Genomic DNA, 21,997 nt, shown 5'->3' with positions numbered 1-21,997 from the left:
GAAAATTGGGAAAAATATATTTTGATAATTTATATTATATTTAGATAGGGAGTGGTATGAGATGTCAAGAAGAAAGAAAGGTATAAGTTTAGTAATATTAGTCGCTATAATAAGTTCAATACTTAGTAGTTTGCTAACAATAATTTTAGTTAAAGATAATTTAGGAAGTAAATCTACAGGAAGTTCTACGCCCATAGTTGTAAATGATGATGGAAAGAGCCAAAACATTTACCAAGCAGTTGCAGAAAAGGCAACACCATCTGTTGTAGGTATTACGACAACTAGCGTCGATACTAGTAATATGTTTGCAATACCAACTGAAACACAAGGAGTAGGAACTGGGATTATAGTAGATTCAAATGGATATATACTTACTAATTCTCATGTTATATCAGATGGCCAAGCAACTAGTGTTAATGTTTTATTTAATGATGGTTCAACAACATCAGGTAAAGTGGTATGGTTTGACCAACAACTTGATTTGGCCATAGTTAAAGTTGATAAAACTGGATTAACACCAGCTGAATTTGCAGATAGTGATAAAGTAAAAGTTGGAGATATATCAATAGCAATAGGTAACCCACTTGGACTAGACTTCCAAAAGACAGTTACTCAAGGTATAATAAGTGGATTAGATAGAACTATACAAACAGAAAAAACTAATATGACAGGGTTATTACAAACTGATGCAAGTATAAATGCAGGAAATAGTGGAGGGCCATTGTTAAATCAAAAAGGTCAAGTAATTGGTATAAATACAGCAAAAGCTTCTCAAGCAGAAGGGTTAGGATTTGCGATACCAATCAATACAGCTAAAAGTATAGTTGAAGAAGTAATAAAAACTGGAAAATATGAAAAAGTAACTTTAGGTATAAAAGGAACAGATGTATCAAATTATGAAGCAGCTACAGGTACAAAATTAAGTACTGACAAAGGAGTATATGTTGCAGAAGTAATATCTGGTTCATCAGCAGAAAAAGCAGGAGTAAAAGTAGGGGATATTATAACTAAAGTAGGAGATGCAGATATAACTGGTATGAATGACCTTAATAAAAAGTTATATACTTTCTCAAAAGGTGCTAGCACAAAAATTACATTAAATAGAGGCGGAAAAGCAGTAACAATAAATGTAAAATTCTAAATGTTACTAGATAAACAGAGACTACATGGTAAAGTGTAGTCTCTGTTTTTATTTAATTTTTATAGTATATATATCTAAATTAATTAAAATAACATATTGTTTATAGAGATTATCTATATTTACTTATAAAAATAAAATTAATAAATATTTAAATTTAATTTATAAAATCAATATAAATATCATAATAAAATAAAAATTTTTAATATTACTAAAAAAATATAGACAAAATAATAACGAATATAGTATTATGTAATTGTAGAAATGCTTTTCATAGAAATAACCTATGAAGATGAATTACATAAAGATGAAAAAAAAGGAATGGATATTCTTTAGGGGTGAAAAAATTATGAATCCATTAGTTATAAATTTACAAAAATGTAGTATACATGATGGTCCAGGGATAAGAAGTACAGTTTTTTTTAAAGGATGCCCACTTGAATGTGTTTGGTGTCATAATCCAGAAAGTCAAACATATACAAAACAAGTTTTGTATAATGAAGAAAGATGTTCAAGATGTGAAGCATGTATAAATATATGTCCTCACAAAGCAATTTACAAAGGTGAAACAAAAATATGTCTAGACCAAGAAAAATGTGAGTTTTGTGAAACTTGTTTAGATTATTGTATAAACAATGCTAGAGAAATAGTAGGTCAAGAGTATTCTGTTAAAGAACTGGTTAAAGAGATAGAAAAAGATAGAATTTTCTATGAAGAATCAGGTGGAGGAGTAACTTTATCAGGTGGAGAAGTAATGGCTCAAGATATGGATTTTATTTGTGGAGTAATAAACATGTGTAAATCAAAGGGAATTCATGTGGCAATTGATACTTGTGGATATGCAAAGTCAGAAAATTACGAAAGAGTTGCTGAATGTGCAGATTTGTTCTTATACGATATTAAACTTATTGATGAGGAAAAACATATAAAATTTACAGGAAAATCAAATGATTTAATACTTAAAAATGTTAAACTTTTGAGTGAATCAGGAGCTAATATAAATATAAGAATACCATTAATTGTAGGCGTAAATGTAGATGATGAAAATTTAGAGGTTAAAAAAATGATAGAGTTTTTAAAGCCTTTGAATATAAAAGATGTAAGTCTTCTTCCATATCATAATATTGGTAAACATAAGTATGATAAAATTTATAAAAAGTATGAAGGAGAAGAGTTACAAAGACCTACTGAAGAAAAATTAGAAGAAATAAAAAGGCTGTTTGAAGCAAGTAATTTCAATACTAAGATTGGGGGGTAATAAAATGTTAAGAGGAACTTTTGAAAGAACTAAAAAATTAAGAGAAGAAAGTGTTAATGCAGAACCACACATATCTATTGAAAGAGCAGTACTTATGACAGAAGCTTATAAAAAATATGAAGGAAGTGTAGAAATTCCTGTACTTCGTGCTTTATCATTTAAACATTACATTGAAAACAGAACTCTTAGTATAAATGATGGAGAATTAATAGTAGGCGAAAAAGGAGATTCACCTAATGGAGCACCAACATATCCAGAAATTTGTTGTCATACAATGGAAGATTTAGAAGTAATGCATAATAGAGACATAATAAATTTTAGTGTGTCTGAAGAATCTAGAAAAATACATCAAGAGGAAATAATACCTTTCTGGAAGAAGAGACAAACCAGAGATAAGATAATAAATGCTATGACACCTGAATGGTTAGCAGCATATGAAGCAGGTATGTTTACAGAGTTTATGGAACAAAGAGCTCCAGGACACACAGTTTGTGGAGATACAATATATAAAAAAGGATTTTTAGATTTAAAGAAAGATATAGAAGCAAGACTAAAAGAATTAGATTTCCTTAATGACTTAGATGCATATAACAAAAAAGCTGATTTAGAAGCTATGGCAATAGCTTGTGATGCAATGGTTATATTAGGAAAGAGATATGCTGAAAAGGCAAGAAAAATGGCAGAAGAAGAAACTGATGAAGCTAAGAAAAAAGACTTATTGTTAATTGCTGAAACTTGTGATGTTGTACCAGCTCATAAACCAGAAACTTATCATCAAGCTATACAAATGTACTGGTTTGTTCATATAGGGGTTACTACTGAGCTTAATATATGGGATGCATTTACTCCAGGAAGACTAGACCAACATCTAAATCCTTTTTATGAAAGAGATGTAGAAAATGGAATATTAGATAGAGATAGAGCACAAGAATTACTTGAATGTTTATGGGTTAAATTTAACAATCAACCAGCACCACCAAAAGTTGGTATAACACTGAAAGAGAGTAGCACATATACAGACTTTGCAAATATAAATACTGGTGGAATAAATCCAGATGGTCAAGATGGTGTTAATGAAGTTAGTTATATAATACTTGATGTTATGGATGAAATGAAATTAATACAACCTAGTTCAAATGTTCAAATAAGTAAAAAGACTCCTCAAAAATTCTTAAAGAGAGCTTGTGAAATATCAAGAAAAGGATGGGGTCAACCAGCATTTTATAATACTGAAGCAATAGTTCAGGAGCTTATGGAAGCTGGTAAAACTATAGAAGATGCAAGACTTGGAGGAACTAGTGGTTGTGTTGAAACTGGATGTTTTGGTAAAGAAGCATATGTTTTAACTGGATATATGAATATTCCAAAAATACTTGAATTAACACTAAATAACGGTTATGACCCAATTGCGAAAAAGCAAATAGGTATTGAAACTGGAGACCCTAGAGATTTTAAATCTTATGAAGAATTATTTGACGCATTTAAAAAGCAGTTACATTATATGATTGATATAAAAATACAAGGAAATGCTGTAATAGAAAATATATGTGCAAAACATATGCCTTGCCCACTTATGTCTACAATAGTTGATGATTGTATAGCAAAAGGTAAAGACTATCAAAGAGGTGGAGCAAGATATAACACTAGATATATACAAGGTGTTGGTATAGGAACTATAACAGATAGTTTAACAGCAATAAAATATAATGTATTTGACAAGAAAAAATTTGATATGGATACATTACTTAAGGCACTTGATTCTAACTTTGAAGGATATGAAGCTATACTTAATATAGTTTCAAATAAAACTCCTAAGTATGGAAATGATGATGATTATGCTGATGGAATAATGGAAGAAATATTTAATGCATATTACAATGAAGTAACTGGTAGACCAACTGTTTGTGGTGGAGAATATAGAGTAGATATGTTGCCAACTACTTGCCATGTATACTTTGGAGAAATTATGGGAGCAAGTGCAAATGGTAGACTTTGTGCAAAGCCAGTTTCAGAAGGAATCTCTCCAGAAAAAGGTGGAGATACTAATGGACCTACAGCAGTTATAAAATCTTGTGCTAAGATGGACCATATAAAAACTGGTGGAACATTGTTAAATCAAAGATTTGCACCATCAGTAGTACAAGGTGAAAAAGGATTAGACAACATGGCTAATCTAGTAAGAGCATACTTTAATATGGATGGACATCATATACAATTCAATGTATTTGATAAAAATGTATTATTAGAGGCTCAAAAGAATCCTCAAGATTACAAAGACTTAATAGTTAGAGTTGCAGGATATAGTGACCATTTCAACAATTTAAGTAGAACATTACAAGATGAAATAATAGGTAGAACTGAGCAAACATTCTAGGATTGTTTGTAAATAAAACTTCTTACTATATAAAAATGTAACTGGTATAATAGTATATATTACCAGATACCATTTTAAAAAATTTTAGATTAATTCTGAGCTAACTTTCTGGATAGGAAGTTAGCTCGTTGAGTTTAATGAAAAAATCGTTAAATTTATATTTAATAAACTATATAAAGAAGTAATTTATAATAATCATAATAAAATTATATTTTATAATAACTAAGATAATTTTAAGCAGTTAAAATATTATAAATTTAGCTACTTTAAAATAAAAACTAATAGAAAAAGAGGAGATTTGATATGAAAACTTTAGGATTTATTGGTTCAGGAAATATGGGAAGTGCAATGATAGGTGGTATAGTAAAATCAGGATTAGTAAAAGCAGAAGATATAACTGTATCAGACTTAAGTCAAGTTGCTTTAGATAAAGTAAAAGAACAATTTGGAATAAATACTACAACTGATTCAAAGGTGGCTGTTGCAAATTCAGATGTAGTGATAGTAGCACTTAAGCCTAATATATGTGAAAAAGCTTTAGCTCCACTTAAAGAATTAATAGATGCAAGTAAAATAATAGTATCAATAGCAGCAGGAAAAACTATAGAAACTCTTGAAAGCATTATAGGTTCAGATAAAAAGATAGTAAGAGTAATGCCAAATACTCCAGCACTTGTTGGAGAAGGTATGTCAGCTCTTTGTAAAAATTCAAATGTTACTGATGAAGAATTGAATATGATTAAAGCTCTATTTGAATCATTCGGAGAAGCAGAAATAGTAGCAGAATATTTAATGGATACAGTTACAGGTATTAGCGGCTCTTCTCCTGCATATGTATTTATGTTTATAGAAGCTATTGCAGACGCAGCAGTACTAGCTGGTATGCCAAGACAGCAAGCTTATAAATTTGCATCTCAAGCTGTTATGGGCTCAGCTAAGATGGTTCTTGAAACTGGAAAACATCCAGGAGAATTAAAAGATATGGTTTGTTCTCCAGCAGGAACTACTATAGAAGCAGTTAAGGTATTGGAAGAGGAAGGATTTAGATCAGCAGTTATAAAATCTATCGTTGCTTGCATAGATAAATCTAAAGATATGAGTAAATAGTAAATTAAGAATAAGATAAAAATATATGTCTCAAAATGAATTTTGTAGTTTATTTTGAGACATTATTTATATGTATTAACGATTATAATTCTACTAATAAAAAAGAAGTAATCTTCATATTGATTTTTTACAGATTATATAAATATGTATTAATCTTTTTAAATATTAGTTTGATAATATGAATTTTATTTTAAAATAAAATATTTATATAAATAGCCAATAGAATCTATTATTTTAACGGTTTTTGATATATGGAAAAACTAGCAAAAGAACTTGGTGTTGAAATTGATATATGTCTTAGTTCTATTAAAGATAGAAAAACACAAAATGAAGTGTGCATAGAGCTAATTGACAGTAGTATATATGTCTTAATTATAAGACCTAAAGATACTACAGATATGGATGCCCAGTTAGAAGCAGTGAAACAAATCATTGCAGGAACACAATCAAGTACTATATATGGACGGAAAGGTATTAGCATAAACCGCTATAAATGAAGCCTATTACGTGGCTAGAGGAGAAAGAATTAACTATACTGACACTTTGGATAATGGGAGTGAAAAACCAATATCAGCGAGTCTTATTATTGGACGCTTGGTTATAAAAGAAAATTTAGATAAGATACTAATTGATAGCAAATGTTATACAAAAGAAGAAGTTTATGGTTCTAATTAATTAATAATTATAACCATAATTAATAAAAATTCCTATGGTTTTTTAATGATACCATAGGAATTTTTATTTTATATTTTATTTTTCAGCCCATGCATACCTTTTGTAATAAATATACTAATAATTTTTGCAGTTTTTTCTGCTGTTTCTGAATTATTTCCACTATATTCTTTAGAAATCATTTCTAAACAGCCATCTATAATTCCTCCTATAATACAAGCATCCAAAATATCAACTGTTTTTTTATCTTCTATTGTATGACTACTTTCTTGAATGCCTTTTTTCAGTATTTCTTTATATTTATAAAAAAAGGATGTACTTTTACCATTACAAGATAAATTTTTAATTGTGTTTGCATGTTCTTGGAAAAAGGTAACAATTTCTAAAATTTGAGGATATGGATTTTCAACAATATCATAAATATTACTTTCCTTCATTAGACTTATACATTTATTGAATAGTTCTTCTTCTATTTGTTCTTGAACATCATAAATATCTTTAAAGTGTGCATAAAATGTTCCTCTACTTACATCAGCTAATTCTAAAACTTCTTTCACAGTAATTTTACTAATATCACTATTTATACTTAGTTTAATAAATGCTTGCTTTATTGCTTCTTTTGATTTTCTTATATCTCTTCTTTCTTTTTTCATCTTCTAATTATCTCCAATAATTTTTTGATATATGTATAAATTCATACAAAATTTATTTAATTTGTATAGAACTATACAAAACATTTATAATTTATACATTGTGTATAATATTATATAATAGTATACTCTATCTAAAATAAAAATCAAGTTTTTGGAAAGGTGGAATTTTATATGAATAGTATAAAAAAAGAAATAGAAAATATAGTATCTTCTTCTAAAAAAATTGGGAAAGCATACCATGAAACTGGTGTTGAAGTTGGAAAAGCTTATGCAAAAGCAGGTAAAAAAACTGCAAAATTATTCAAAGAATTATATGATGGTGAAGAAACATATGAGGTAAAAACAAAAGAAGATTGATTTGTAGAAACATAGGGAGTTGAACATGAAGTTAGGTAATAAGAGGCTAAATAAGTAAATAAGAGACTAAATAAGTAAAAAAGAAGCTATTACACAACAATTTACATTTGTTTGTGTGATAGCTTCTATATTGTTATAACAAGATTTTTGTAAGAACTATTTTTGAAAGATAGCTCTTTAAATTTATTTTTAAATTAAAATATTTACATATTAGTGTGTACTACTTTTTTTATTACTGTTTTCCTCACCTGAGCAAGAATTAGTACTTGGACATCCAGAACAACCAGAACATCCACTACAGCTATTTCCATTTTTGGTAGATTTAAATTTATTAAACAAAATTAAAAATGCAAGAACTATGATTATTCCGCCGATTAAAGCCTCCATTATTGAATTTCCCATAAATAATACTCCGCCAATACTTTTAACTATAAAAGCCATTATCCATGCTAATATAAACTGATATGCAAATGATGTAAACATCATTTTATTTCCATATTCTTTTTTCATAGTTGCAAGAGCAGCTATACATGGAGTATATAGAGCTGTAAATATTAAGAATGTATATGCAGTAACACCATTAAATATTGTTGGTAATACAACAGTCAAATTACCATATAGTATATTCAAAGAGTTTACCACGATTTCTTTTGCTCCAAGACCACTTAAGATAGCAACTGAAGTTCTCCAGTCATCAAAACCAAGAGGTTTAAATATAGGAGATATAATATGACCTATAGTAGCTAAAAAGCTTACATTTATATCTTCTGTAAATCCAAATACATTAAATGAAGAAAGTCCCCAAATAACAACTGACATTGCAAACATTACAGTAACTACTCTTATTAAAAAACCTTTTGATTTATTCCAAGTATTTTTAATAAGTGCGTCTATAGTAGGTATTCTATATTCTGGTAACTCTAATATAAATGGTTCAGCCTCTGTCTTAAAAGCTGTTTTATTTAAAACTAGTGCAACCACAATTGCCATAATGATACCGACCAAGTATAATGATGTAGTTACTAAAGCAGCATTGTGTGGGAAAAATATAGCTACAAATAATGCATATATAGGTAGCTTTGCTCCACAAGTCATAAGTGGTGCAATAAGAGCTGTAACTCTTCTGTCTTTTTCACTTTCTAGTGTTCTAGTTGCCATTATAGCAGGAGAAGAACATCCCATACCCATAACTATGGGTATAAAAGCTTTACCAGATAGACCAACCTTTCTCATAACTTTATCCATCAAAAATGCTGTTCTTGACATATATCCACTATCTTCAAATAGAGATATACCAAAGAATAATGTAAATATTAAAGGGAAGAATGGTAAAGTACCACCAACACCTCCAATTATTCCATCAACAATAAGTGATTTAAACCATGGGCTAGAGTTAGCTAACATATCACTAACGGGTGTAGAGATATAAGCTTCTATAAGGCCTGCAAAGCCCTCTTGAAGTGGGCCTCCAACCCAATCAAAGGTGAACTTAAATAAAAGAAACAATACACCAATAAATATTGGATAGGCTAATATAGGATTTAAAACTATATTGTCTATTTTATCACTGATAGATTTTTTGTGTGTATATGTAGTCTTTGTACATCTTGATAAGATAGATTCTAACTTCTTATACGTTTCTGTTTCGCTTCCAAAGTCTGTTCGATATTTAAATGATTTTTTAGTAGCATCTTTAATTTCTGATTCTATTTTTTCTACGCCATCTTTCTTTTTTGCGATGATTGGAACAACAATTACTCCAAGTTCTTCACTTAATTTTTTATCATCTATATTAACACCCTTAGATTCTGCAATATCTAACATGTTAAGCAGTATAACGATAGGTTTATTAAATTGCATAAGTTGAGTTGTTAAGTAGAGATTTCTTGATAAGTTAGAAGCATCTACTACATTCACTATTACATCAACATCTTCATTTTCTAAATATGACTTAGAAACCTTTTCTTCATTTGAGAAAGTATCCATTGCATATATACCAGGTAAATCTACAACCTTTATTTCTTTCCCAATAAATCCTTCTTTTTTCTCAATAGTAACACCAGGCCAGTTACCAACATACTGATTTGAGCCTGTAAGCAGGTTAAAAACAGTAGTCTTACCAACATTTGGGTTTCCTAATAATGCTACATTAATCACAGGTAGCTCCTCCTCTATTATTGTAAAGAAATATTTTTAGCATCAGATTTTCTAATAGCTAAGTCAAATCCTCTAAATCTAATTATAATTGGGTCTCCAAATGGAGCAACTTTTTTAACCTCTATTTCAGTACTATTTATACATCCAAGTGCAAGTAATCTTTTAGATAATTTAATATCTCCATCTATATTATTAATAAGTCCTTTTTCTCCTATTTTCAAATCGTAAACAGTCATTATTAACACCTCCTAATGAAATTCATTATCATTAAAATTGTAACAAGTATGATACAAAAAGTCAAGGATTATAGGGGGAATTACAAGTTCAAATTGATGATATTTACTTTAAATATATTATAGAATATTTTAGTCTAAATTAGGTGTTTTTATATATTTTGTATTATAATGTAATATGATATATAAAATTTGGAGGAATTAACTTAATGAAAACTAGAAAAATGACATTTTTAGGTCTTATGATAGGATACAGTTTAGCCTTATATGTACTAGAGACATATATACCAAACCCTCTTATAATTATATTTCCAGGAGCAAAATTGGGTTTGAGTAATATTATAACTTTAATTTCATTAATGTTGTTAGGTGTCAGAGATACTGTTATAATTGTTACTATCAGGGTAATTTTGTCATCAATATTTGCAGGTCCTCTATCTTATCTTTTATTTAGCATAGGAGGAGCTTATTTGAGCCTTTTATTTATGTATTTAGCAAGTAAAATAAAGGGATTATCAATGATAGGAATAAGTATTTTAGGGGCAATAGGGCATAATATAGGTCAATTAATAGTTGCAAGTTTAATAATAGAAAATATACTTGCTATAGGATACTTGCCATTTATGTTAATGGCATCATTAGTAACGGGTATGTTTGTAGGATTAGTATCTAGGTATACGGTGCCCAAATTAAAGCATTTTTATAGTAAGTTTTATTGACATAATATTGACAAAATATAATATTGTTTGATAAAATGTATATAAAAATATACAAATTTGTAATAGTGGTGATTATTATGGCGAACAATGAATTAGAAGCGTTAAAAAATGAAATTGAAGCAGTTAGGGAAGAGATAAATACATACATAGAATATCCAGAAATATTTCAAGAAGAGCTCGTAGAATCAAGTAAGAAAATAGATATATTAATAAATAAATACATGTACTTAAGCAAATAGCCCACAGTTGTGGGTTTTTTTGTATTAAAAATTAACAGATATTACTATTTATCATATACTAATAATAATATTAAGGTATAAGATGTTATTTCTGATATAGAAATTATCTGTATGATATGATGTAGAAGTTATTTATATGATATAAATTATAATTGGGTCAGGAGGTTTTATATTATGGGCGATATAGGAACTAAGGAGATAGCAATAAGATTATTATTAGCATTAGTTATAGGAGGAATAATAGGACTAGAGAGAGAAAAGATAAGGCAATTTGCAGGATTTAGAACACATATATTAATAGCAATAGGTTCTTGTATTACTTCAATAACTTCAATCCAGTTATTGTCTGACTATAGTTTATATACAAATGCTGACCCAGCAAGAATGCCTGCTCAAGTGTTGTCTGGAATTGGTTTTTTAGGTGCAGGAGCAATTCTAAAGAACAAAGGTGGAGTGAAGGGGCTTACTACAGCCGCTGGTATGTGGGCGACTGCATGTATTGGTATAGCAGTTGGTTATGGTTATTATGAGCTAGCAATTTTAGGATGGTTGTTCGTAATGATAGCATTATTTGTGCTTAGGATACTAAATACGTTTCTATTTAGTCAAGAAAAAAATGTATTGATATTAAAAATAAATAATTTAGATTCAATACCTTTTTTATATGATAAATTTGAAAAAAATCAACTTATTGTAAGGAATATGGAAATAGAATGTCGTAGTGAAGAATATTGGAAAGTAAACTTTTTTATATCTTATGATAAGAGAATACACTTACATGATGTTATGAAAGAAATAAATATGATAGAAGGAGTAATAAATGTAGATTATTTGGACTAAAATATATACAATATATTTTGTAAAGTAAATAAAATATAAAAATGAATTAAAATAGAGGTGTATAATATGGGAACTGATAGAAGTACGATAGAAGAAAAATACAAATGGAAAATAGATAAGATGTACTCTACTAAAGAAGATATTGAAAAAGACATAAGTAAAGTAAAAAATCTTATTCAAGAAGTAAAAGAATACAAAGGTAAATTTTCTGAGAGTAAGGAAAATTTATACAAAGTATTAAGTATCTCTGAAAATGCATCTAGAATCATCCAAAATCTATATGTATATACTCATATGAAACAACATGAAGATACTAGAATCAATGATAATCAAGGAAGAGCCACTAAGACAGAAATGTTATCAACTGATTTAGGAGTGGCTACTTCTTATATAGTTCCAGAAATACTGTCCATAGAAGAAGACAGATTAAATGAATATTTGAAGGATGAGAAGTTATCATTTTATACAAAATATATAAAAGATATATTGAGAGATAAGCCTCATACTTTGAGTGAAAAAGAAGAAGAGATACTTGCAGCTACATCTGAATTATCAACAGTTCCAGAAAATGTATATGATATGTTAGCATATGCAGATATGGAATTTCCTGAGATAGAGGATGAAAAGGGTAATAAGGTTAAACTTTCACATTCAAACTATTCTCTATTTATAAAAAGTAAAAATGGAAGAGTTAGAAAAGAAGCTTTTGAAGGAGAATTTTCTACTTATGGAAAATATAAAAACACATTTGCTTCAACACTTTATGGTGGAATAAAGTCAGAGATATTTTATGCAAAAACTAGAAAATATAATTCAGCAATAGAAGCATCGCTATTTTCAGATGATGTAAGCCTAGAGGTTTATAATAATCTTATATCAGCAATAGATGAAAGTATTCCTACTTTGAATAAGTATGTTGAACTTAAAAAGAAGTTCTTGGGATTAAATGAAATACACATGTATGACTTATATGTTCCTCTAACTGATAAATTTGATATGGATATACCTTATGAAAAAGCACAGAGCATTATATTAGAGGCACTTAAGCCTTTAGGAGAAGAATACTTAAAAGTTATAAAAAATGCATTTGAAGAAGGTTGGATTGATGTATATGATAATGAAGGTAAAAAAGGAGGAGCTTACTCTTGGGGAAGCTATGATTCACATCCTTATATATTAATGAGTTATAAAAATGACCTTAACTCTCTATTTACATTAATTCATGAATTAGGTCATTCTGTCCATAGCCATTATTCGAGAACAAGTCAGCCATTTTTATATTCAGATTATAAAATATTTGTTGCAGAAGTTGCATCTACATTAAATGAATTACTTCTTATAAATTATTTATTAGAAAATTCTAAGTCTAAAGATGAAACTATATATCTATTAAATTATTATTTAGAGCAATTTAGGACTACTGTTTATAGACAAACTATGTTTGCTGAATTTGAAAAAATTGTACATGAAAGAGTAGAAAGTGGAGAGCCACTTACTGCTGATGAATTTACTGATATATACTATAAATTAAATGAGAAGTATTATGGAAAATCTGCAATAGTAGATGAGCAAATAGGGATAGAGTGGGCAAGAATTCCACATTTTTATTCAAATTTCTATGTGTATAAGTATGCTACAGGATTTTCTGCTGCAAGTGCATTAAGTCAACAGATACTTTCAGAAGGTAGTAAAGCTGTAGATAGATATATAAACTTCTTAAAAAGTGGAGGGTCAGAGTATCCTTTAGAACAATTGAAATCTGCTGGTGTAGATATGACGAAAAAACAATCTATAGAAGAAGCTTTAAATGTGTTTGCTAGTTTGGTTAATAAATTAGAAAAAGAATTATAAAATATGATAAATTAATAGCTTAGATAAAAAATTATAAGAATATTATATGATGTATTATACTAGTGTTGATTGGAAAATACTTAAAAAAATTAATCTAATTTTAAATATACTATATAAAATTAAATTTTTACATGCATTTAACAATATTTACATTTACTTAACCTCGCTCTAATATTCACTTAACAAAAAATATGTATTATTAAAATATAGCAAATATGAAAACAAAAAAATTAAAATATAAGCGGGGGTAAGTAAAATGTTCAAAAAGAAAATAGGAGTTCTTTTAGCTAGTACAATGTTGGTTGGAGTCTTAGCAGTAGGATGTGGTTCTGACTCTGGAGGTTCAGGAGATTCAAATAAAGTTTCTGTTTCAGGTTCAACTTCAATAGGGCCTCTTATGGAAACTATTGGAGAGAAGTTTCAGGAAAAAAATCAAGGTGTTAGTGTAGAAGTACAACAAATTGGTTCTTCTGGAGGTATAAAAAATGCAATAGAAGGAACGTCTGAAATAGGTATGAGTTCAAGAGATTTAAAAGATGAAGAAAAAAGTGCTGGATTAAAGGAAACTAAGATAGCAATAGACGGTATAGCATTAATAACTAATAAAGACAACCCAGTAAAAAATCTTACAATGGACCAAATAAAAGGTATATACACAGGAAAGATAACTAACTGGAAAGAAGTTAATGGAAATGATGAACCAATAGTAATAGTATCAAGAGAAGAAGGTTCAGGAACTAGAGATGGATTCCAAGAAATTGTAGGATTCAAGTCAGAAGAATTGACTAAAGATGCACAAATAAGTGATGGTTCAGGAAATATAAAAACTACAGTTGAAGGAAATAAAAATGCTATAGGATATATATCATTTGGATATGTTGATGAGAAAGTAAATAGTTTAAAAGTAAATGATGTTGATGCAACTGATGCCAATGTAATAGCTAATAAATATCCAATATCAAGACCATTTATATTAGTTAATAAAGAAGATAAATTATCAGAAAAAGGTAAGGCTTTGATAGACTATATATTGAGTGATGAAGGACAAGCACTTGTTTCAGAAAAAGGATTCATTAAAGTTAATCAATAAGATAAAGCTAATTATTAAGATAAAAACTTAACATAAAAAAATATATGATACCCTGCAAAGTCAGCTTATAAAAATGCTACTATAACTTGCAGGGTATTGTCTATTATTGATGATAGAAATATAAACATTTTTAAATAAAAAATATATATAGTTAGTACATTATATTTAAAAAATATGTAAATATTGACAAGATAATATTACAATGTTAGAATAGAAATGAAATTTATCAGAACAATTTAAACAAGTTTAATGAAAATATTTTAGAAACTGAGAAGTATATCTTATTATTGGGCATCTAGAGGTATATGGAGTTAGTGGTGCAACCGGCTATGAATATAATTTTATATTACATAGCCTTTTTTTTGTTTTAAATTTAACATAGTTGATATGAAATTTGAAAATTATAAGCTTTAATAACTTTACTTATATATATAAATGGCTATATTTAGCCAAAGTAGCCCTTTGTTGGAAAAGGGAAATTTTTTAAAAAATATAATGCAATTATAACGAAGATATAATAATTTTATAATCAATTAAAATACATAATATAATTTTTTTATAACAATGTACTTACCAAAATAATACAATTTATTTTATATTATAACCATATAAATCGTATAAATCAATACTCAAACTGGCTAATGGACAAGTTTCTATAAATATCGTATATATATGAGATATAATGATTTTAAGTTCCATTTTCCAACAATCGGAGACTTTGATTAGTATTTAATAATGAATGCTTAATATTTAAGACAATGTTCAAGAATTATTCAAAAATACTTAAGTTTTATAGTCTAGTTTGTAAAGATATTATAAAATAATAATATTAGTTAGATAAGAGGTAAAACATTATAATTTGTAATACTTATAACTTTAGATTATGATTAAAATATTTTTGAATGGAGTGGTGTAATGTATAACTTATTAGTTGTAGATGATGATGTTGATATTTTAAACATAAATCAAATTTATTTTTCTAACATAGGTTTTAACGTATACACAGCAGAGACTGCTAAACGTGCAATGAAGATAGTAGAAAGTATAGTTTTAGACTGTATAATACTAGATATTGCACTACCAGATTCAGATGGATATAAAATATGTAATGCTATAAAAGAAAAGGTTAACATACCTATAATATTTTTATCTAATTACGAACATGAAGAGGAAAGAGTGCAAGGTTTTTTATCTGGAGGAGATGATTATATAACAAAGCCATATAGCTTAAAAGAACTTGAACTTAGAATCTATGCTCGGATGAGGCAATATAAAAACATTACATCAGTTCCTAATGTGTTAAAGTTTTCATCCCTAGTAATAAATGTAAATTCAAGAAAAGTAACCTTTGATGAAAAGGGTATTGACTTAACCACCATGGAGTTTGAAATACTATTATTTTTAGCTGAAAATAAAGAACAAGTATTTTCAAAAATAGAGATATATAATCAAGTTTGGAAAATGCCTGATGTTGGAGATCAACATACTGTACAAGTTCATATTGCACAGATGAGGAAAAAAATTAATTCTTTAAGCAGAGAGCATCAATATATTCAAACCGTGTGGGGTAAAGGATATAAGTTTGTACCATAAGCAAGATAATGTAAGCAATAAATAGTTCTTATTTTATCATTTAATATTACTACAAAAGAAAGAGATGTGGTTAATGCAATGAAAAAGTCTAATGTACTAAAAGGAACTCTCATTGTATTGATAGTCTCTCTGTTGGCAATAATAGGATTAAATTTTCTTTATAAATATGATAATAAATATACATATAAGTCTATTAGAGCAAGTGATGGAATTTTAACTATAGATGAGGATACTTTTTCTAAAAATAAACTTGTTTTTCTAATAGATGATTGGGAATTTTATAACCATAAGATATTTAAGCCAAAAGATTTTAGAGAGAAACATATAAAACCAGAATATATTTTTATAGGACAATATCCAGATTTTTCCATGAGAAAAGAAAAACAATCGCCATATGGAAATGCAACTTATCGCATGAGGATAAAAAATGAAGGTAAAGACAAAGTACTAAGCCTAGAACTTCCAGAAATCTTTTGTTCAAGTGAAGTTTGGATAAATGGTGAAATAGTCTCTAAGTTAGGAGATATAGGTACAGAAAGATATAGACCTAAAATTAAAAACACAGTAGTAAGTTTTGTTGCAAAGAAAGATACAGAAATTATAATCAATGTGTCCAATTTCTCACATTATTATAGCGGTTTGTATTATCCACCTGCATTAGGAAAAACAAAAGATGTAAGTAATATGATATTTTATAGATTAGTTTTTTATAGTGTTATTTGTTTTACAACTATTGCAATAGCTATATTTTCTCTAGCTGTTTGGGTACTTTCAAAACAAAGCAAGCTATATTTATACTTTGGATGTATGTGTATTTTTTTTGCTATACACGTGTCATATCCTTTTATACATTTAATGGGGCTTCCTTTAGTGAACTTTACATATGCAGTTGAAGATTCATCATACTTTATAGCAGTTTTATGTATTATTTGTATAAATGGAAATATATCCAAAATTGAAAGAAATAAAGTATATAGATTTTTAATTTTACCATTAGGAATTACTATGTGTATCATATCCATTGTGATACCAGTTATTCTTCTTCCATATGATATATACTTTGTTAATATCTATGGAAAATTAATAGACATATATAAATATGTTGTATTTATTTATATATTGATGTCTTCAATAGTTTCAATTTATAAAAAAACATACTTTGAGCAATTAAGCTCCTATATTTTAGTTTCAGCAAACATAGTGTTTGGTGTCAGTATATTATTTGATGTAGTGACTAGTAATAGGTTTGAACCTATATTTACAGGATGGCAAACAGAATACTGTGGTTTTTTAATAGTTATTTTATTTTCTATTATGATGATAAATAGAAATAGAATAATAATAAAAGAAAATGAAAAACTCACACAAAATCTTGAGCATGAAGTTGAAGTAAGAACTAATGAACTTACAACACTATTAAATGAACGTAAAAAATTCTTGGCAGATGTAGCACATGATTTAAAGGCACCTGTTTCAGCTATACAGGCATTTATAGATTTAATAAAGGTGGGGAATATTCATGTAGATGAGGAGACAAGAACCTATCTTTATGCAATAAACCAAAAATCAAATGAAGTTCAAAATAGAGTACGTAGTTTACAAGAATTTACATTACAAGATAAAAAAATTGGTCTTAGTGAAAAAATATGTCTGAATGATTTTATTAAAGAGGTATATGAAAATAATTTACCAGATACACAAGCATGTGGTGTAAATTTTGAAGTTTATATATTAGATAAAAAAATATATGCAAAAGTAAATAAAGAAAGATTGGCTAGAGCATTTGAAAATTTAATTTATAATGCTTTGAGCTTTACTTCATTTGATGGGAAAATAATTTTGTCAGTGAATAAAGAAGATGGATTTGCAATTATTAAAATTTCTGATAATGGTAAAGGTATACCAGCAGAAAATATACCAAAGATATTTGACCGATTCTTTACAGAAAGGGACAATAGTACTTCAAAAGGTCAAGGGTTAGGATTATATATTGTTAAATCCATTATAAGAGAGCATGATGGAGAGATTTTTGTAGATTCAGAGTTGGGAAAAGGAACTGTTTTTACAATAAAATTAAGTTTATGTTTTTTATAATAAATAGTTATTTAATATAAAAGAATAATGATATTTAGGAGTGATTATAATGCAAACTAAGATATTAATAATAGATGGAGACAAGAATAATTGCCAGGAATTAAAAAATTTCTTGGAGCAAAAAGGAATAAATGTAGATTTGGCGTATAACTGTGAAGAAGCTATTGGAAAAATATTTAGCAATAAATACGATTTGATATTTTTAGAAATAATCTTAACTGATGGTGATGGATGGACTTTATGTAAAAAGATTAGAAATGTAACTACGTGTCCGATTGTTTATATGACTTATATAAATGAAGACCAAAGTATTTTAAATGCTTTAAATTCTGGTGGTGATGATTATTTAATCAAACCTTTAAATTTGGAAATACTATATGCAAAGGTAAAAGCAATTTTAAGAAGAGTAAATTCATATATAAATAACAATGAAAGCAATACAAGATTAGAAGAATACAATAGAACAAGTGGAGTAATAAAATTAGAAGATAAAATAATAAAATTAACTCCAACAGAAAATAAGTTGTTGAACTATTTTATAGAGAATCCAGAAAAGACCTTAACTACCAAAGAGATATATGAACATGTATGGTTAAATGATTATCTAGAGGATAATTATAGTGTAGTAGTTGCAGTGAACGGACTGAGAAAGAAAATAGAGAAAGATTACAAAAATCCTCAAAAAATCATAACAATAAGAGGAGCAGGGTATTACTTTAATAAGGAATAATAAATATATAGATTATAAAAGGTTAAATCTAGTTAACAAATTTTAATAGCAGATATAAATAATAAATTACGTGTAGTACGTATTATTACTTATATCTGCTATTTTATTGTTGCCAAATATAGTTAAATTGTAAAGTAAATGTCAAATATAGTCCAAAAAGTAAAATTAATGTTAAAAAAGTGAATATAATTTTACACTTGTTTAACTTAAACCTAATATAGATTTAACTTAAAAAAAGTAGAATAAAAATATAGAAAATTTAATAATGACGAACTTATAAAAATTTAAATTTTAAATACAGAACGAAAATAAATAGGTATATTTTAATGGGAGGATATTATGATAGTAAAATCTAGGTTAGTAGGTTTAGAAAAAAATGACAATAATGGAAATAAGACTAAATATATAGTCGAAAAAGTAGCAAAAAATATATTTCTATTAAGTGCTTTAGTAGCAGTCGCAAGTTTACTTTTGATAATAGGATTTGTATTTTATAAAGGGTTAAGACCTTTTATATTTGAGGGATACTCATTTATAGATTTTTTAACAGGTGCGGATTGGGTTCCTTCAGCTAATAAGTTTGGAATATCATCTATGATAGCAGCATCAATAGTTGCTACAATTGGTGCACTTATAATAGGAGTACCAATTGGAATATTAACATCTATATTTATAGCAGAAGTAGCACCTAAAAGATTAGCAAAAATAATGTCACCAGCAGTTGAACTTCTGGCAGGTATACCTTCAGTACTATATGGGGTGTTTGGCCTTGCAGTAATAGTTCCAATGATACAAAGTATATTTAATCTTCCAAAAGGACAGAGTTTATTAGCAATAATAATAGTATTAGCAGTAATGATGCTTCCAACAATAATATCTGTATCAGAAACAGCTATAAGAGCAGTACCAAAAGCATATAAAGAGGGTTCATTAGCACTTGGTGCATCAAAAATAGAAACAATATTTAAAGTTGTATTACCAGCTGCAAAGTCTGGAGTATTAGCAGCAGTAGTACTAGGCGTAGGAAGAGCTTTAGGAGAGACAATGGCAGTAATACTTGTTGCAGGAAATTCACCAGTTATGCCAACTTCTATAACAGATAGTGTAAGACCACTTACAACTAATATAGCACTTGAAATGGGATATGCATTTGGGACACATCAAGAAATGTTATTTGCAACTGGAGTAGTATTGTTTACATTTATATTAATTTTAAACTTAGTTTTAAATAAACTTTCAAATAAGGCGGTAAATTAAGATGAGAAAGTTCAGAGAGAATATATTGAAATTATTAGTATATCTATCAGCATTATTTACAATAGTATCACTAGTAGTTATAGTAGGATTTATATTTATAAAGGGAATCGGAAATATGAATTTTAACTTCTTATTTAGTAATTATTCAGCATCAGGTGATGGTGGTATATTCCCAATGATAATTACAACATTATATACTGTATTGGTTTCTATAATTGTAGCAACACCAATAGGAATCTTAGCAGCTATATATTTACAAGAATATGCTAAAAAAGGAAAAGCAGTTACAGCTATAAGGTTTGCCACTGAAAGTTTATCAGGAATACCATCTATAGTTTATGGATTATTTGGAGGAATTTTCTTTGTAGTTACTTTAAAAATGGGATATTCAATAGTTGCAGGGTCACTTACAGTTGCAATAATAATATTACCAGTAATAATTCGTACAACAGAAGAAGCTTTAAAGACAGTTCCTCAATCATATAGGGAATCATCTCTAGCATTAGGAGCTACTAAATTTCAAACTTTATATAAAGTAGTACTTCCAAGTGCAGTACCAGGAATTTTGTCAGGAGTAATATTGTCAGTTGGTCGTATAATTGGAGAATCAGCTGCTATACTACTTACAGCAGGTACTGTAGCTAAGATGCCAGGAGGAATATTTGATAGTGCAAGAACACTAACTGTACACTCATACTTACTAACTAAAGAGAGTGGAGACATAGCGACAGCAGCTAGTATAGGTATTGTTTTAATAGTAATTGTATTAGTATTAAATATGTTAGCAAGATTTGTTGCTAAGAAGTTAAATAAGGCTAATTATTAAATTTAAGAGGTGTGAATGATGGAATTAATCAATAAAATAAAAATGAGTGTAAAAGATTTGGATTTATTTTATGGTGACAAACAAGCTCTAAATAAAATAAATATGGATATAAAAGAAAATAAAGTTACTGCCTTAATAGGTCCATCTGGATGTGGAAAATCTACTTTTATAAGAACATTAAATAGAATGAATGACCTAATAGAAAATGTAACAATTACAGGGACTATTTCCGTTGATGGAGAAGATATCTATACTTCAGATGATGTTATAAACCTTCGTACAAAAGTAGGAATGGTATTTCAAAAACCCAATCCATTTCCTATGAGTATATATGATAATGTTGCATATGGACCTCGTACGCATGGGTTAAGAGATAAAAAGCAACTAGACAAGATAGTAGAAGAAAGTTTGAAGGGAGCAGCTATTTGGGAGGAAGTTAAAGATAGGCTTAAATCATCTGCATTAGGATTATCTGGAGGACAACAACAACGTATATGTATAGCGAGAGCAATTGCTATGAGACCAGAAGTTATACTTATGGATGAACCTACATCTGCTTTAGACCCAATTTCAACATTAAAAGTAGAAGAACTTATAGAAGATTTGAAAAATGACTATACAATAGTCATAGTTACACATAATATGCAACAAGCTGCTCGTATATCAGATGAAACAGCTTTTTTCCTAAATGGAGAGGTTATAGAATTTAGTGATACAAAAACTATGTTTACTACTCCTGTGGATAAAAGAACAGAAGACTATATAACAGGTAGATTCGGTTAAAATATATAACTATAAAGGAGTTAGAC

21 protein-coding genes and 1 riboswitch are annotated in these 21,997 nt (G+C 28.1%); of the genes, 18 read left to right on the top strand and 3 right to left on the bottom strand.

The genetic code is table 11. From position 1 onward, the window contains the following. Positions 1-61 precede the first annotated feature (61 nt). From htrA to IC175_RS06380, 6 genes are all read left to right on the top strand, one after another. Entirely contained in the window at positions 62-1,141 is a 1,080-nt protein-coding gene (gene htrA / locus IC175_RS06405; RefSeq protein ID WP_227481856.1) for a serine protease HtrA, read from the top strand. 346 nt (positions 1,142-1,487) lie between these two features. Further along, complete coding sequence (locus tag IC175_RS06400) at positions 1,488-2,396, top strand: trans-4-hydroxy-L-proline dehydratase activase (protein ID WP_227433672.1); 909 nt, start codon at positions 1,488-1,490, stop codon at positions 2,394-2,396. A gap of 4 nt (positions 2,397-2,400) precedes the next feature. After that, positions 2,401-4,770: a trans-4-hydroxy-L-proline dehydratase gene (gene hypD / locus IC175_RS06395; protein ID WP_227433673.1), complete on the top strand. Its 2,370-nt coding sequence runs from the start codon at positions 2,401-2,403 to the stop codon at positions 4,768-4,770. A 303-nt stretch (positions 4,771-5,073) separates the two neighbouring features. Beyond that, positions 5,074-5,877 carry a pyrroline-5-carboxylate reductase gene (gene proC, locus IC175_RS06390; RefSeq protein WP_227433674.1) on the top strand — a complete coding sequence of 268 codons (804 nt, stop codon included), beginning with the start codon at positions 5,074-5,076 and terminating at the stop codon, positions 5,875-5,877. 251 nt (positions 5,878-6,128) lie between these two features. Continuing rightward, positions 6,129-6,374 (top strand): hypothetical protein, encoded by a 246-nt coding sequence (locus tag IC175_RS06385; protein WP_227824494.1) that lies wholly within the window; start codon positions 6,129-6,131, stop codon positions 6,372-6,374. A gap of 10 nt (positions 6,375-6,384) precedes the next feature. Beyond that, entirely contained in the window at positions 6,385-6,552 is a 168-nt protein-coding gene (locus IC175_RS06380; protein WP_227433676.1) for a hypothetical protein, read from the top strand. 68 nt (positions 6,553-6,620) lie between these two features. On the opposite strand, the gene IC175_RS06375 is transcribed toward IC175_RS06380, so the two are convergent. Further along, on the bottom strand, positions 6,621-7,202 hold the full coding sequence (locus IC175_RS06375) for a TetR/AcrR family transcriptional regulator (protein ID WP_227433677.1): 582 nt from the start codon (positions 7,200-7,202) through the stop codon (positions 6,621-6,623). Between the two features lie 171 nt (positions 7,203-7,373). On the opposite strand from IC175_RS06375, the gene IC175_RS06370 reads away from it, so the two are divergent. Then, positions 7,374-7,559 (top strand): hypothetical protein, encoded by a 186-nt coding sequence (locus IC175_RS06370; protein WP_227433678.1) that lies wholly within the window; start codon positions 7,374-7,376, stop codon positions 7,557-7,559. A gap of 210 nt (positions 7,560-7,769) precedes the next feature. On the opposite strand, the gene feoB is transcribed toward IC175_RS06370, so the two are convergent. Together feoB and IC175_RS06360 are read right to left on the bottom strand one after the other, a co-directional pair. Continuing rightward, the gene (gene feoB, locus IC175_RS06365) at positions 7,770-9,716 is read right to left on the bottom strand and encodes a ferrous iron transport protein B (RefSeq protein ID WP_227433679.1); all 1,947 of its coding nucleotides are present in this window, start codon (positions 9,714-9,716) and stop codon (positions 7,770-7,772) included. 17 nt (positions 9,717-9,733) lie between these two features. Beyond that, entirely contained in the window at positions 9,734-9,952 is a 219-nt protein-coding gene (locus tag IC175_RS06360; protein ID WP_227433680.1) for a FeoA family protein, read from the bottom strand. A 206-nt stretch (positions 9,953-10,158) separates the two neighbouring features. On the opposite strand from IC175_RS06360, the gene IC175_RS06355 reads away from it, so the two are divergent. The 11 genes from IC175_RS06355 (at position 10,159) to pstB (ending at position 21,971) form a co-directional block, all read left to right on the top strand. Beyond that, positions 10,159-10,668: a Gx transporter family protein gene (locus IC175_RS06355; RefSeq protein WP_227433681.1), complete on the top strand. Its 510-nt coding sequence runs from the start codon at positions 10,159-10,161 to the stop codon at positions 10,666-10,668. Between the two features lie 77 nt (positions 10,669-10,745). Then, positions 10,746-10,907, top strand: coding sequence for an aspartyl-phosphate phosphatase Spo0E family protein (locus tag IC175_RS06350; RefSeq protein ID WP_009891746.1), 162 nt, complete (start codon positions 10,746-10,748; stop codon positions 10,905-10,907). 174 nt (positions 10,908-11,081) lie between these two features. Further along, positions 11,082-11,747: an MgtC/SapB family protein gene (locus IC175_RS06345; RefSeq protein ID WP_227828304.1), complete on the top strand. Its 666-nt coding sequence runs from the start codon at positions 11,082-11,084 to the stop codon at positions 11,745-11,747. Positions 11,748-11,813: 66 nt separating this feature from the next. Then, positions 11,814-13,598, top strand: coding sequence for an oligoendopeptidase F (gene pepF / locus IC175_RS06340; RefSeq protein ID WP_227433683.1), 1,785 nt, complete (start codon positions 11,814-11,816; stop codon positions 13,596-13,598). A gap of 256 nt (positions 13,599-13,854) precedes the next feature. Next, positions 13,855-14,688: a phosphate ABC transporter substrate-binding protein gene (locus IC175_RS06335; protein ID WP_227433684.1), complete on the top strand. Its 834-nt coding sequence runs from the start codon at positions 13,855-13,857 to the stop codon at positions 14,686-14,688. A 254-nt stretch (positions 14,689-14,942) separates the two neighbouring features. Then, positions 14,943-15,026, top strand: a riboswitch (cyclic di-GMP riboswitch). 577 nt (positions 15,027-15,603) lie between these two features. Continuing rightward, positions 15,604-16,281, top strand: a complete 678-nt coding sequence (locus IC175_RS06330; protein ID WP_227433685.1) for a response regulator transcription factor — start codon at positions 15,604-15,606, stop codon at positions 16,279-16,281. A 78-nt stretch (positions 16,282-16,359) separates the two neighbouring features. Continuing rightward, positions 16,360-18,375 carry a sensor histidine kinase gene (locus IC175_RS06325; protein WP_227851299.1) on the top strand — a complete coding sequence of 672 codons (2,016 nt, stop codon included), beginning with the start codon at positions 16,360-16,362 and terminating at the stop codon, positions 18,373-18,375. A gap of 49 nt (positions 18,376-18,424) precedes the next feature. Beyond that, entirely contained in the window at positions 18,425-19,105 is a 681-nt protein-coding gene (locus IC175_RS06320; protein WP_227433687.1) for a response regulator transcription factor, read from the top strand. 339 nt (positions 19,106-19,444) lie between these two features. Further along, positions 19,445-20,362: a phosphate ABC transporter permease subunit PstC gene (gene pstC, locus IC175_RS06315; RefSeq protein WP_227433688.1), complete on the top strand. Its 918-nt coding sequence runs from the start codon at positions 19,445-19,447 to the stop codon at positions 20,360-20,362. A gap of 1 nt (position 20,363) precedes the next feature. Further along, positions 20,364-21,188: a phosphate ABC transporter permease PstA gene (pstA, locus tag IC175_RS06310; protein WP_227433689.1), complete on the top strand. Its 825-nt coding sequence runs from the start codon at positions 20,364-20,366 to the stop codon at positions 21,186-21,188. A gap of 18 nt (positions 21,189-21,206) precedes the next feature. After that, positions 21,207-21,971, top strand: coding sequence for a phosphate ABC transporter ATP-binding protein PstB (gene pstB, locus IC175_RS06305; protein WP_227851298.1), 765 nt, complete (start codon positions 21,207-21,209; stop codon positions 21,969-21,971). Positions 21,972-21,997 lie beyond the last annotated feature (26 nt).

Source organism: Clostridioides sp. ES-S-0123-01 (assembly GCF_020658415.1).
Taxonomy (GTDB): domain Bacteria; phylum Bacillota; class Clostridia; order Peptostreptococcales; family Peptostreptococcaceae; genus Clostridioides.
The sequence above is the reverse complement of the archived record's forward strand: the minus strand, read 5'-3'. Positions and strand labels throughout refer to the sequence as shown.

Coding starts and splice junctions, on each gene's coding strand:
- hypD (WP_227433673.1), top strand. CDS start 2,401: ATGTTAAGAGGAACTTTTGAAAGAACTAAAAAATTAAGAGAAGAAAGT.
- IC175_RS06370 (WP_227433678.1), top strand. CDS start 7,374: ATGAATAGTATAAAAAAAGAAATAGAAAATATAGTATCTTCTTCTAAA.
- IC175_RS06345 (WP_227828304.1), top strand. CDS start 11,082: ATGGGCGATATAGGAACTAAGGAGATAGCAATAAGATTATTATTAGCA.
- IC175_RS06385 (WP_227824494.1), top strand. CDS start 6,129: ATGGAAAAACTAGCAAAAGAACTTGGTGTTGAAATTGATATATGTCTT.
- IC175_RS06350 (WP_009891746.1), top strand. CDS start 10,746: ATGGCGAACAATGAATTAGAAGCGTTAAAAAATGAAATTGAAGCAGTT.
- IC175_RS06355 (WP_227433681.1), top strand. CDS start 10,159: ATGAAAACTAGAAAAATGACATTTTTAGGTCTTATGATAGGATACAGT.
- pstA (WP_227433689.1), top strand. CDS start 20,364: ATGAGAAAGTTCAGAGAGAATATATTGAAATTATTAGTATATCTATCA.
- IC175_RS06335 (WP_227433684.1), top strand. CDS start 13,855: ATGTTCAAAAAGAAAATAGGAGTTCTTTTAGCTAGTACAATGTTGGTT.
- IC175_RS06400 (WP_227433672.1), top strand. CDS start 1,488: ATGAATCCATTAGTTATAAATTTACAAAAATGTAGTATACATGATGGT.
- IC175_RS06375 (WP_227433677.1), bottom strand. CDS start 7,202: ATGAAAAAAGAAAGAAGAGATATAAGAAAATCAAAAGAAGCAATAAAG.
- proC (WP_227433674.1), top strand. CDS start 5,074: ATGAAAACTTTAGGATTTATTGGTTCAGGAAATATGGGAAGTGCAATG.
- IC175_RS06330 (WP_227433685.1), top strand. CDS start 15,604: ATGTATAACTTATTAGTTGTAGATGATGATGTTGATATTTTAAACATA.
- pepF (WP_227433683.1), top strand. CDS start 11,814: ATGGGAACTGATAGAAGTACGATAGAAGAAAAATACAAATGGAAAATA.
- htrA (WP_227481856.1), top strand. CDS start 62: ATGTCAAGAAGAAAGAAAGGTATAAGTTTAGTAATATTAGTCGCTATA.
- IC175_RS06360 (WP_227433680.1), bottom strand. CDS start 9,952: ATGACTGTTTACGATTTGAAAATAGGAGAAAAAGGACTTATTAATAAT.
- pstC (WP_227433688.1), top strand. CDS start 19,445: ATGATAGTAAAATCTAGGTTAGTAGGTTTAGAAAAAAATGACAATAAT.
- IC175_RS06320 (WP_227433687.1), top strand. CDS start 18,425: ATGCAAACTAAGATATTAATAATAGATGGAGACAAGAATAATTGCCAG.
- IC175_RS06325 (WP_227851299.1), top strand. CDS start 16,360: ATGAAAAAGTCTAATGTACTAAAAGGAACTCTCATTGTATTGATAGTC.
- pstB (WP_227851298.1), top strand. CDS start 21,207: ATGGAATTAATCAATAAAATAAAAATGAGTGTAAAAGATTTGGATTTA.